Annotated in this window: 9 protein-coding genes, 1 rRNA gene and 1 riboswitch; of the genes, 2 read left to right on the plus strand and 8 right to left on the minus strand. The window is 52.6% G+C overall.

Going from position 1 to position 12,226, the window contains the following annotated elements:
- Positions 1 to 12: 12 nt before the first annotated feature.
- From SK38_RS22090 to btuB, 3 genes are all read right to left on the minus strand, one after another.
- Positions 13 to 1,554, minus strand: a 16S ribosomal RNA gene (locus SK38_RS22090).
- A gap of 380 nt (positions 1,555 to 1,934) precedes the next feature.
- Positions 1,935 to 2,786: a glutamate racemase gene (gene murI, locus SK38_RS22095; RefSeq protein WP_003847829.1), complete on the minus strand. Its 852-nt coding sequence runs from the start codon at positions 2,784 to 2,786 to the stop codon at positions 1,935 to 1,937.
- On the minus strand, positions 2,731 to 4,587 hold the full coding sequence (gene btuB / locus SK38_RS22100; protein WP_032945649.1) for a TonB-dependent vitamin B12 receptor BtuB: 1,857 nt from the start codon (positions 4,585 to 4,587) through the stop codon (positions 2,731 to 2,733). Before btuB ends, murI begins: the two co-directional genes overlap by 56 nt.
- Before the next feature lie 65 nt (positions 4,588 to 4,652).
- Positions 4,653 to 4,839: riboswitch (cobalamin riboswitch) on the minus strand.
- 115 nt (positions 4,840 to 4,954) lie between these two features.
- Here btuB and trmA point away from each other — a divergent pair.
- A complete protein-coding gene (trmA, locus tag SK38_RS22105) occupies positions 4,955 to 6,055 on the plus strand; it encodes a tRNA (uridine(54)-C5)-methyltransferase TrmA (protein ID WP_048237068.1) in 1,101 nt (366 codons plus the stop codon).
- 82 nt (positions 6,056 to 6,137) lie between these two features.
- Here the strand turns inward: trmA and SK38_RS22110 are convergent, their stop codons facing one another.
- Both SK38_RS22110 and fabR read right to left on the minus strand, forming a co-directional pair.
- Positions 6,138 to 6,497 carry a YijD family membrane protein gene (locus SK38_RS22110; protein WP_003825114.1) on the minus strand — a complete coding sequence of 120 codons (360 nt, stop codon included), beginning with the start codon at positions 6,495 to 6,497 and terminating at the stop codon, positions 6,138 to 6,140.
- Positions 6,498 to 6,512: 15 nt separating this feature from the next.
- On the minus strand, positions 6,513 to 7,148 hold the full coding sequence (gene fabR, locus SK38_RS22115; RefSeq protein WP_003028862.1) for an HTH-type transcriptional repressor FabR: 636 nt from the start codon (positions 7,146 to 7,148) through the stop codon (positions 6,513 to 6,515).
- A gap of 191 nt (positions 7,149 to 7,339) precedes the next feature.
- Here fabR and sthA point away from each other — a divergent pair, with 191 nt between their 5' ends.
- Positions 7,340 to 8,740, plus strand: coding sequence for a Si-specific NAD(P)(+) transhydrogenase (gene sthA / locus SK38_RS22120; RefSeq protein WP_048237069.1), 1,401 nt, complete (start codon positions 7,340 to 7,342; stop codon positions 8,738 to 8,740).
- On the opposite strand, the gene oxyR is transcribed toward sthA, so the two are convergent.
- The 3 genes from oxyR to argB all read right to left on the minus strand — a co-directional run bounded on the left by oxyR (position 8,723) and on the right by argB (position 12,225).
- Entirely contained in the window at positions 8,723 to 9,640 is a 918-nt protein-coding gene (gene oxyR, locus SK38_RS22125; protein ID WP_008787060.1) for a DNA-binding transcriptional regulator OxyR, read from the minus strand. The two genes, sthA and oxyR, sit on opposite strands and share 18 nt — an antisense overlap.
- 332 nt (positions 9,641 to 9,972) lie before the next feature.
- A complete protein-coding gene (gene argH / locus SK38_RS22130) occupies positions 9,973 to 11,343 on the minus strand; it encodes an argininosuccinate lyase (protein WP_048237070.1) in 1,371 nt (456 codons plus the stop codon).
- A gap of 108 nt (positions 11,344 to 11,451) precedes the next feature.
- Positions 11,452 to 12,225, minus strand: coding sequence for an acetylglutamate kinase (gene argB, locus SK38_RS22135; protein WP_048237071.1), 774 nt, complete (start codon positions 12,223 to 12,225; stop codon positions 11,452 to 11,454).
- Between the last annotated feature and the right edge of the window lies 1 nt (position 12,226).

Here is a 12,226-nt window from a genome sequence, read left to right on the forward strand (position 1 = left end):
GGTTCTTTAAGGTAAGGAGGTGATCCAACCGCAGGTTCCCCTACGGTTACCTTGTTACGACTTCACCCCAGTCATGAATCACAAAGTGGTAAGCGCCCTCCCGAAGGTTAAGCTACCTACTTCTTTTGCAACCCACTCCCATGGTGTGACGGGCGGTGTGTACAAGGCCCGGGAACGTATTCACCGTGGCATTCTGATCCACGATTACTAGCGATTCCGACTTCATGGAGTCGAGTTGCAGACTCCAATCCGGACTACGACATACTTTATGAGGTCCGCTTGCTCTCGCGAGGTCGCTTCTCTTTGTATATGCCATTGTAGCACGTGTGTAGCCCTACTCGTAAGGGCCATGATGACTTGACGTCATCCCCACCTTCCTCCAGTTTATCACTGGCAGTCTCCTTTGAGTTCCCGACCGAATCGCTGGCAACAAAGGATAAGGGTTGCGCTCGTTGCGGGACTTAACCCAACATTTCACAACACGAGCTGACGACAGCCATGCAGCACCTGTCTCAGAGTTCCCGAAGGCACCAAAGCATCTCTGCTAAGTTCTCTGGATGTCAAGAGTAGGTAAGGTTCTTCGCGTTGCATCGAATTAAACCACATGCTCCACCGCTTGTGCGGGCCCCCGTCAATTCATTTGAGTTTTAACCTTGCGGCCGTACTCCCCAGGCGGTCGACTTAACGCGTTAGCTCCGGAAGCCACGCCTCAAGGGCACAACCTCCAAGTCGACATCGTTTACGGCGTGGACTACCAGGGTATCTAATCCTGTTTGCTCCCCACGCTTTCGCACCTGAGCGTCAGTCTTTGTCCAGGGGGCCGCCTTCGCCACCGGTATTCCTCCAGATCTCTACGCATTTCACCGCTACACCTGGAATTCTACCCCCCTCTACAAGACTCTAGCCTGCCAGTTTCGGATGCAGTTCCCAGGTTGAGCCCGGGGATTTCACATCCGACTTGACAGACCGCCTGCGTGCGCTTTACGCCCAGTAATTCCGATTAACGCTTGCACCCTCCGTATTACCGCGGCTGCTGGCACGGAGTTAGCCGGTGCTTCTTCTGCGAGTAACGTCAATTGCTGCGGTTATTAACCACAACACCTTCCTCCTCGCTGAAAGTACTTTACAACCCGAAGGCCTTCTTCATACACGCGGCATGGCTGCATCAGGCTTGCGCCCATTGTGCAATATTCCCCACTGCTGCCTCCCGTAGGAGTCTGGACCGTGTCTCAGTTCCAGTGTGGCTGGTCATCCTCTCAGACCAGCTAGGGATCGTCGCCTAGGTGAGCCGTTACCCCACCTACTAGCTAATCCCATCTGGGCACATCCGATGGCAAGAGGCCCGAAGGTCCCCCTCTTTGGTCTTGCGACGTTATGCGGTATTAGCTACCGTTTCCAGTAGTTATCCCCCTCCATCGGGCAGTTTCCCAGACATTACTCACCCGTCCGCCACTCGTCACCCAAGGAGCAAGCTCCTCTGTGCTACCGTTCGACTTGCATGTGTTAGGCCTGCCGCCAGCGTTCAATCTGAGCCATGATCAAACTCTTCAATTTAAAAGTTTGATGCTCAATGAATTAAACTTCGTAATGAATTACGTGTTCACTCGTTGAGACTTGGTATTCATTTTTCGTCTTGCGACGTTAAGAATCCGTATCTTCGAGTGCCCACACAGATTGTCTGATAAATTGTTAAAGAGCAGTTGCGACGCGCTTTAGCGCTCTGTCGCGAGGTCCCGTATATTACGTTTTCCTCATTCAGAGTCAAGCATTTATTTTTGCTTTTCTCTACGAGATTCTCAGTGGAACCCCGCTGACCCGGCGGCTTGTAATCCGTTGTTCCGTGTCAGTGGAGGCGCATTATAGGGAGTTATTTCAGGCTGACAAGGGGAAATTTAAAATAATCTTCCGAGTGCGTATTTTTTCATCAAAACCACCTAAACTGACAGTTTTTCGAGCGTTTTAAAGCCATAGCGCTGTAGCACAGGCAATAATTGTTCAGCTTCTGTCGTCATTGCCATACAAAATGCAACGTTCTCATCGGTTGATTTCGCATCTGGTGCTTCATGCTCTAACAACCAGGCCGTGCGGCGCGCTATCGCGGCACCAGAATCCACCAGTCTCGTCCCCTCGGGAAGGACCTGTAAAAGCTCTTCCTGTAATAGAGGGAAATGAGTGCAACCGAGCACTACTGTGTCAGGTGGTTCAGACATCCGCAGCCACGGACGCAGAATACGCCGCAGCTCTTCCAGAGAAACTGTTTCACCGTGCAGCTTCGCTTCCGCAAGTTCCACCAGCTCAGCAGAACCCAACATTGCAATTTGGCATTCGTTAGCGAATCGCGCAATCAGCTCATGGGTATACGACCGCTTCACTGTTGCACGTGTAGCCAGTAGCCCCACAACACCGTTCGCCGTGAGTCGCGCTGCCGGTTTAATCGCAGGCACCACGCCCACAACCGGGAAAGCAAATTTCTCACGTAACGCAGGGAGCGACACCGTGCTTGCTGTATTACACGCGATGACCGCAAGAGAGAGGGGATAGCGCTGCTGGACCGCAGTCACTATCTCAACAACACGCTCGACGATAAACTCCTCGCTCTTCTCTCCATAAGGAAAGGCGACGTTGTCGAAAGCGTAGATATAGTGGAGATCCGGCAGAAGGCGCCGGATCTCGTCATAGACCGACAACCCACCGACGCCGGAATCAAATACCAGCACGGTGGGACGGGGATCAGAAGGTGTAGCTGCCAGACAAGGTGTATTCCCGTCCTGCAGTTGCGTAGCCATAAACTGTCTCGTAATCTTTATCGAACAGGTTGGCGATTTTACCACGAACTGTCAGCTGTGAGGTGATTGGATATGACACTCCGATATCCCACAAGCTGACGCCGCCTAATTTAACATCACGATTATTGTCGTAATCATTATCGTAACGTTCACCTATATATTGATAAGCAACGTTCCACCCCAAGTCCTGAACCTGCCCAGTTAACTCATACTTAACCTGCTGTTTTGCTCGGCGATAGAGTACCTTATTCGTATCATCATCCCGCGGGTCAACATACTGTAGCGTCAGGTGATGATCTACCGGGCCAGTCGTAACATTCCCAGTCCATTCCAGCCCTTTAATCGTGGCTGACTTAACGTTGACGTACTGGTTATTCTTGTAATCGATCAGGTTTTGAATTTCATAATGATATGCAGAAAGACGCCAATCAAGCGGCCCTGTCAATCCATCAATCCCTGCTTCCCACTGTTTAGATTCTTCCGGTTTCAAATTCGGGTTGGCTGCAATACCCGGCCCATAGGAAGAGGCAAAACGCGTAGCCCCGTATTGCTGACCAAGTGAAGGAGCCAGGAAACCTGTGCCATAAGAGAGCGTTGCACGGTAGCCATCAACAAACTCCCAGCCTGCAGCAGTCTGCCAGGTGCCATGCCAGCCGAATTGTTCATCATGATCTTCACGGCCTGAGGCTTCCAGCGTGACGCTATCAATTTGTTGTTGCCCAGTTAGATAAAGTCCGGTCGTATCACGTTTATAAGCGTCCGATTTCGTGGTACTACTGGAAGTCAGCTTTTCTTGTTTCCAGTCGACACCACCGCTAATCGCTCCATGCCCAACCTCAACGTTATTTCCCCACTGAATATAGCGCTGTTCCATATTATCCAGCGTAGCATCCCCCGCATAACGACCGAGTTGATTGCTATAGTTGTAATCTTTGAGATGCTGGTAGTTAGCAATCAGTTGGGCGGAATAGATACCTGAGCTGTAACGAAGGCCGGAATCCCAGGACTGAGTGTAATTCTGAGCTTCGTCATTACCGCCAGCATAGCCATAAGAGCCCTGATCGTAATCGCTATTCGCCGTGTAGCCGTAACCACGGAAGAAACCGGAGAAGTTATCGTTAAACTTGTGCTGCAAGCCGCCCCAGAACAGTTTGTTGCGATAACCATCGCGATCGCTGTCACCGCTGTAAGGGGAATCAGGTTGAATGTTAAAACCTTTGGTCGTCTGGTAAGCGCCAGCCGCCGTCACCATCGTGTCACCAAATCGTTTATTTATCGTGCCGTCGTAGGTCTGATAACCATCAGTCCCCATACCTGCGTTGATCTGTGATTTCTCTTCATTACTCATCGTAATGATGTTCATCACACCACCGATCGCACCAGATCCGTACACAGCTGAACGCGGCCCGCGAATATATTCAACACGTTGCACCAACGATACCGGAATCTGACCAATATCAATCGCATTACCGATGCCTGCACGCGCCATCGGCACGCCATCAATCAATACCAGGACATGCCGGGACTCAGTACCGCGAACATACAGCGAGGAGCTTTTCCCCATACCGCCGCTTTGCGAAATATCTACGCCCGGCAATCGGCGCATGACATCATTGAGATCTTTTGACTGCCAGCGCTGAATATCTTCACGCGTCACCACATCAGTGGGGGCAAGGACAGTATTAACAGGCTGCTGAAAACGGTTGGCAGTAACGACGAGAGTATCTGGGCTAGTATCCTGTGCCCAACCAGAAAATGCCGTGACGGAAAGTGCCGTGCACAGCAACGATTTTTTAATCATTGTAAAGCATCCACAATATAAGAAGGATGCCGCAGGTCCCACCGATAGTACGCGATGATGAAAGCCAGATGCGACGTTAGCCGGCAGGTCTTCGGGCTTGGAGGCAACTTAAAGAGACGATAACTTCCCACGGCATGCCGCAGTGTCTGCACCAGGTGCGCTCATCCCCTACCTTCCTTACCGCTGCGCGTCAGCTCCAGATTCACACTGGATTCCCTTTTAACTCACAGGACCGGAAAACGGATGCTACAGTTTGTTACAACCCACTGTCCAGACTGCGTATCACAATATCGGAAATCATCAATGACTGGACATCTGATGAGCAATCCCTACAATCCCCGCGTACTTTTATTTTTCAGGACGCATCATGACCCCCGAACACCTTCCGACAGAACAGTACGACGCACAGTTAACTGAAAAAGTGGTGCGTCTGCAGAGCTTAATGACGCCATTTTATGCACAGGCTCCGGAAGTGTTTCGCTCACCGGTCAGCCACTACCGTATGCGCGCGGAATTCCGTTTGTGGCATGACGGTGATGATCTGTACCACATCATGTTCGACAGCCAGACCAAAAACCGTATCCGTGTCGACAGCTTCCCGGCAGCCAGTGAGCTTATCAACACGCTAATGACGGCAATGATCGAAGGCGTTCGCAACAACCACGTACTGCGTCACAAACTGTTTCAGATTGATTACCTCACAACCCTGAGCGGTCAGGCGGTGGTATCGATGCTGTACCATAAAAAGCTGGATGATGAATGGCGTCAGGAAGCTGAAGCGCTGCGGGATGCGCTACGGGCGAAAAACCTGAATGTGCATCTGATTGGCCGGGCAACCAAAACCAAAATCGAGCTGGATCAGGACTACATTGACGAACGCCTACCGGTTGCGGGTAAAGAGATTATCTATCGCCAGGTTGAGAACAGCTTCACCCAGCCGAACGCCGCCATGAATATTCAGATGCTGGAGTGGGCGATTGATGTTACCAGGGGCTCAAAAGGCGATCTGCTGGAGCTGTATTGCGGCAATGGCAATTTCTCGTTAGCCCTGGCACAAAACTTCAACCGCGTACTGGCAACGGAAATCGCCAAGCCGTCCGTTACTGCTGCACAGTACAACATTGCGGCTAACCAGATTGAAAACGTACAAATAATCCGCATGGCGGCCGAAGAGTTTACTCAGGCGATGAACGGCGTTCGCGAGTTCAACCGTTTGCAGGGAATCGATCTGAAGAGTTACCAGTGTGAAACTATCTTCGTTGATCCACCGCGCAGCGGTCTGGACAGCGAAACGGAGAAAATGGTGCAGGCGTATCCGCGCATTCTGTACATCTCCTGCAATCCGGAGACGCTGTGTAAAAACCTGGAAACGTTAAGCCAGACGCACAATGTTTCACGTCTGGCGCTATTCGATCAGTTCCCGTATACGCACCATATGGAGTGCGGCGTACTGTTAACCAAGAAGTAAGACAGAACGTAGGCTGGATAAGCACTACCTGTTCAGATTGCCGGATAGCGGCTTTGCCTTATCCGGCCTACCGCTACAACTGTTACTCCGCAATTTCCTGTTTACGGTTACGGACTTTAAAGCCGATCCAGAACACCAGAATCACAGACAGTACCGCCGGGAAGAAGTTAGAGCCGATATCCGGATATTCAGCGCGTACCACGGTGCTGTACAACAGAACGCCGAGGATAAAGCAGGCGGCAGCCAGGCCCGGCAATCCCACAGGCATGGTGCGGTTCTGATAGCGTTGATGCAGACAATACACCGTCAGCACCAGCGAAATGATCGGGAATACTGAAAATGGCACAATGGAGCTAAACAGCGCCGCAAATGTACCATTGATCGATAAGCCAGCAACCAGCGCCAGCAGCAGCGTACCTTTATCTTGACCTGACTGTTTCATTGCTTGTCCTTCTCGTTACTCGGAGTGGTGCGTCATCTTCTCTTGTTCACGGCGGTACCAATAAAATGCGCCTTTCGCGATCATGCGTAGTTGCAATACCAGCCGCTCTTCCAGCTGTCGGCGCTGTTCAGCGCCAACATCCAGTGCTTCTGCCCCGGCGCTGAACACAATGGTTACCATGGCTTCGGCTTGCGCTTCAGTAAACGCACGAGGCATATGGTTTTCGAGTTCCAGATAGTCCGCAAGTTCCGCAATGAAGTGCTGAATTTCACGAGCGACCGCTGCACGAAACGCTGCGGATGTCCCCGAACGCTCGCGCAATAATAAACGGAAGGCGTTGGGATTGTTGCCGATGAACTCCATAAATGTTGAGACCGAGGTGCGGATCACACTCCCGCCCTTCGCGATACGCTGGCGCGCCTGGCGCATCAACTGACGCAGCATCAGACCGCTCTCGTCCACCATCGTCAGGCCGAGTTCATCCACATCGCGGAAATGGCGATAAAACGAGGTTGGCGCAATGCCCGCTTCACGAGCGACTTCGCGTAAACTGAGGCTGGCAAAACTACGCTCAGCGCTGAGTTGACTAAATGCGGCTTCTACCAGCGAACGCCGGGTTTTCTCTTTTTGTTGCGCTCTAACGCCCATCACGATGTCTGAATCCTTCCACATACCTTGCTGGCACTATACCAGAGATTAGGCGGTTGGCATGGCTTTGTGAATGATTGTTTACGCGCAGTTTGTGCTTCGACTTCGCAAAAAAGCACAACGATAATTGGGTTATCTCAACAACGATGTTACTATTCTGTTGCTTTTATGTATAAGAACAGGTAAGCCTGACCATGTCACATTCTTACGATTACGATGCAATAGTAATAGGTTCCGGTCCCGGCGGCGAAGGCGCGGCAATGGGTCTGGTTAAGCAAGGAGCGCGCGTCGCGGTAATTGAGCGCTATCATAACGTCGGCGGAGGTTGTACCCACTGGGGCACCATCCCGTCGAAAGCTCTCCGCCACGCCGTCAGCCGCATTATTGAATTCAATCAGAACCCACTGTACAGCGACCACTCCCGACTCCTTCGTTCTTCTTTCGCCGATATTCTCAACCACGCTGATAACGTTATTAATCAGCAAACGCGTATGCGGCAAGGATTTTACGAGCGCAACCACTGCGAAATTTTGCAGGGAAATGCTCGTTTTGTTGATGAACACACGATCGCCCTGGAATGTCACGACGGTACGGTGGAAACGCTGACTGCGGATAAGTTTGTTATTGCCTGCGGTTCGCGTCCTTATCGCCCTGTTGATGTCGACTTTTCGCATCCCCGGGTTTACGACAGTGACTCTATCCTGAGCCTGCACCACGAACCCCGTCATGTGCTGATTTATGGCGCAGGGGTCATTGGCTGTGAATATGCGTCGATCTTCCGTGGAATGGACGTCAAAGTTGATTTAATCAACACCCGCGATCGTCTGCTGGCATTCCTCGATCAGGAGATGTCCGACTCGCTCTCTTACCACTTCTGGAACAACGGTGTGGTCATTCGCCACAACGAAGAGTATGAGAAGATTGAAGGTTGCGATGACGGGGTCATCATGCACCTGAAGTCCGGTAAGAAACTGAAGGCCGACTGCCTGCTGTACGCCAATGGCCGTACCGGTAATACCGATTCGCTGGCGCTGGAAAACATTGGTCTGAAAACCGACAGCCGCGGGCAGCTCAAAGTGAATAGTATGTACCAGACGGCGCTGCCGCATGTGTACGCCGTAGGGGATGTGATTGGTTATCCGAGCCTGGCATCGGCGGCCTACGACCAGGGACGCATTGCCGCCCAGGCATTAGTAAAAGGCGAAGCCACTGCGCATCTGATCGAAGATATCCCAACCGGGATTTATACCATTCCGGAAATCAGCTCCGTTGGTAAAACAGAACAGCAGCTCACGGCAATGAAAGTTCCCTACGAAGTTGGCCGCGCCCAGTTTAAGCATCTGGCACGTGCGCAAATCGTGGGTATGAGTGTCGGAACGCTGAAGATCCTGTTCCATCGCGAAACCAAAGAGATTTTGGGGATCCACTGCTTTGGGGAGCGCGCGGCCGAAATTATTCACATCGGACAAGCGATAATGGAGCAAAAAGGTGGTGGTAACACTATCGAGTACTTCGTTAACACCACCTTTAACTACCCAACCATGGCAGAAGCCTATCGGGTAGCGGCGCTAAATGGCTTAAACCGCCTGTTTTAACGCACTGTCGAAATGGCCATCCATTGATCCACGGATGGCCTCTGCCAGCTGTTCATAACGGCTGCGCAGCGGCGAACCAGGACGGTACACCAGACCAATCGTACGACGCGGTTCGGGTTTAATGCATGGCAGATAAACGACACCATCACGCTTACGCTCCGGTGGAACGGCCAGCGCAGGCAGTAAGGTAATACCACTGCCTGCCGCCACCATGTTACGCAGCGTTTCCAGACTGGTTGCCCGAAAATGGGTATCTTCATCAGCACCCGCTTCAAAGCAGAAACCCATCGCCTGATCGCGCAGACAGTGGCCATCTTCCAGCATCAGCAGTTTTTCACCCGCCAGATCGGACATCGGTACACAGTCACGGTTTGCCCATGGGTGATCTTCATAGATCGCCAGCATCATAGGCTCATCAAATAACGGTACTTCGATGAACGCCTCACTCTCTTTGACCAGCGCCAGAATGACGCAGTCGAGCTTGCCGCTATCCAGTTGCGCCAACAGCTGATGTGTCTGCGCTTCATGGAGATACATCTCCAGTTTTGGGAAGGTCTGGTGCAACATCGGAATAATATGCGGCAGCAGGTATGGCCCCACCGTTGGGATCAAACCAATATGCAGCGGGCCAGACATTGTCTCGCCTTGTTGGCTTGCCATCTCCTTGAGCACTTTGACCTCGCGCAGCACGGTGCGCGCCTGATCCACCAGCAGCAAACCGGCCTGGGTGAACAGCACCTTGCGACTCGTACGCTCCAGCAACATGACGCCAAGCTCATCTTCCAGCTTGCGGATCTGCCCGCTCAGCGTGGGTTGGCTAACGTGACAGGAGTCTGCCGCTCGTCGGAAGTGACGATGTTCGGCTAGCGCCACCAGGTATTCAAGATCACGAATATTCATTATTCATCCTCCATCGCCACGATAGTTCGTAGCGATAGGTAGCATAGCAACGAACGATTATCCCTATCAAGCTTTCTGTTTAATAATGCACCACAGAAACGGAACGGTACCCCTTTAACCCTTGAAGCTACTGTCCGTTTGAGAGTTTCTCTCATACTCGAAATAACTAAAGCCAACGTGAACTTTTGCGGACCTTGAGTCCGCATTTTTTTGCATAAAAAAAGCCCGGCGTCGCAAAGCTCGGCCGGGTTATGGTTTGGTAGGCCTGATAAGCGTAGCGCCATCAGGCAGAACGGCGCACAGTGCCGGATGGCGGCTTCGCCTTATCCGACCTACAGGCGTGCCTTCGCGTAGTCGATCGCCTGCGCAACCTGCTGCGGCGACACGCCACCTTTCGCTGCACGTTTATCCAGACACGATTGCAACGAGAGGATCGGGTAAACGTCATCGCCAATCACCTGGCTGAACTTTTGTAAGTCGGCAAGCGACAGCGCTTCCAGCGGTTTGCCCTGACGAATCGCCTCGACCACCGTTTCCCCCACAATATGGTGCGCTTCGCGGAACGGGACGCCTTTCGCCACCAGATAATCCGCCAGCTCAGTGGCGTTAGCATAACCCTGCTGCGCCGCTTCCTGGCAACGCGGACGTTTCACCTGGATTCCATCCAGCACCAGCGCGGCCATATGCAGACAGTCCAGCCAGGTGTCGAGCGCGTCGAACAGCCCTTCTTTGTCTTCCTGCATATCTTTGTTGTATGCCAGTGGAAGGCCTTTTAAAGTCATCATCATGCCGGTCAGCGCACCCTGCACGCGACCGCATTTGCCACGGATCAGCTCCAGCGCATCCGGGTTTTTCTTCTGCGGCATCAGAGATGAACCGGAAGTCACACGGTCGGAGAGTTCAACAAAGCCCGCTTCGCCGGTGTTAAAGAAAATCAGATCTTCAGCAAAACGCGACAGGTGTACCATGCCGATAGAGGCGTCGGAGAGTAACTCCAGCACGTGGTCACGGTCAGAAACGCTGTCCAGGCTGTTGCGCGTTGCCGAGGCAAAGCCCAACCAAGCCGCCAACTGCTCGCGATCGATTTCATACGCCGTACCCGCCAGCGCGCCGCAGCCTAACGGACTGACGTCCAGGCGTTTGAGCGCATCCTGCAAACGGCTCTCGTCACGCGCCAACATTTCAACATAGGCCAGACACCAGTGAGCAAACGTCACCGGCTGCGCACGTTGCAGGTGGGTGTAACCCGGCATGACGGCGTCCTGGTTATTCTCCGCCGTCACCACCAGCGCAGTTTGCAACTGACGATTGGCCGACAGTAATTCGATAACCGTATCTTTGCACCACAGCTTGAGATCGGTCGCGACCTGGTCATTACGGCTACGCCCGGTATGCAGTTTTTTACCAAGCTGGCCGACTTTATCAATCAGCTTACCTTCCACCCAACTGTGAATATCTTCGGCATCGCTTTGCAAAATCTGCTGAGGATTCGCGCGAACCTCTTCCAGCAGGTTATTCAGCGCCTCTTCCAACTGCAGCTGTTCATCGGCAGTCAGTACACCTACCGTTACCAACGCTTTGGACCAGGCCACAGAGCCAACAATATCCTGTTCTGCCAGGCGGTAGTCAAAACGCAACGAGTCGTTGAACTGTTTGAACCGCTGATCTGCTGCCTGTGTAAAACGCCCACCCCAAAGTGCCATAACGAATTTCCTTAATATGATATTTTTGCCCGGTGGCGCTGCGCTTACCGAGCCTACAAAACCCACGTAGACCGGATAAGGCGAAGCCGCCATCCGGCACATTAATAGTTAAGCCAGAATACGCGTACCAATTGGCGTGCCGTTAAACAGCGCCGGAAGTTGCTCTGCATGACGCCAGGAGGCGATATCCACCGGACGGCCCAGCGTACGCGCGGCATCCAGCGCTGCATTCACCTTCACGATCATGCCATCGGTAATAATGCCCTGTTCAATCAGCTGTTCCGCTTTCGCCGCGGTCATTTCGGCAATGCGCTGGCCTTTGCCATCCAGAATACCGCTCACATCAGAGAGCAGGATCAGATCCGCACCCAGTGTTGCCGCCAGCGCCGTTGCAGCCTGATCGGCATTCACGTTCATCAGCAGACCATCATCAGTGACACCAATAGAGCTCACTACCGGCAGAAAACCGCTTTCCAGCAGCGTGTTAATCAGCTTAGGCGAACCCGGCTGCGCCAGTCCAACATGACCCAGTTCTTTATCGAGCGGCGTCACTTTTACGCTGTCGCCATCGCCAAGATACAGACCAACAGACGCGATGTGATGCTTTTTCGCCCAGGCCAGCAAGGTTTTATTCGCCGTTCCCGCCAGGGCACCGGTAATAATTTCAATTTGATCGGCAGGCGTGACGCGCAGACCATTTTTCTTTTTCACCGGCAGATTCAGCTGCTTCATCAGCTCGTCGACCACGCAGCCGCCACCGTGCACAATGACCAGCGGACGCTGGTGCGACTCACGATAATTCACCAGTGCGGTAAACAAGCGCTCCAGCGCCTCTTCACTATCCAGTAAAACGCCGCCCAGCTTGATAATTAATGGATTCATT

The sequence above is a fragment of the Citrobacter sp. MGH110 genome, assembly GCF_001037515.1.
GTDB lineage: Bacteria > Pseudomonadota > Gammaproteobacteria > Enterobacterales > Enterobacteriaceae > Citrobacter > Citrobacter portucalensis.

Excerpts from the sequence above, each read along its gene's own strand:
- murI (WP_003847829.1), bottom strand. The coding sequence starts at position 2,786 with ATGGCTACGCAACTGCAGGACGGGAATACACCTTGTCTGGCAGCTACA.
- btuB (WP_032945649.1), bottom strand. The coding sequence starts at position 4,587 with ATGATTAAAAAATCGTTGCTGTGCACGGCACTTTCCGTCACGGCATTT.
- trmA (WP_048237068.1), top strand. The coding sequence starts at position 4,955 with ATGACCCCCGAACACCTTCCGACAGAACAGTACGACGCACAGTTAACT.
- SK38_RS22110 (WP_003825114.1), bottom strand. The coding sequence starts at position 6,497 with ATGAAACAGTCAGGTCAAGATAAAGGTACGCTGCTGCTGGCGCTGGTT.
- sthA (WP_048237069.1), top strand. The coding sequence starts at position 7,340 with ATGTCACATTCTTACGATTACGATGCAATAGTAATAGGTTCCGGTCCC.
- oxyR (WP_008787060.1), bottom strand. The coding sequence starts at position 9,640 with ATGAATATTCGTGATCTTGAATACCTGGTGGCGCTAGCCGAACATCGT.
- argH (WP_048237070.1), bottom strand. The coding sequence starts at position 11,343 with ATGGCACTTTGGGGTGGGCGTTTTACACAGGCAGCAGATCAGCGGTTC.
- argB (WP_048237071.1), bottom strand. The coding sequence starts at position 12,225 with ATGAATCCATTAATTATCAAGCTGGGCGGCGTTTTACTGGATAGTGAA.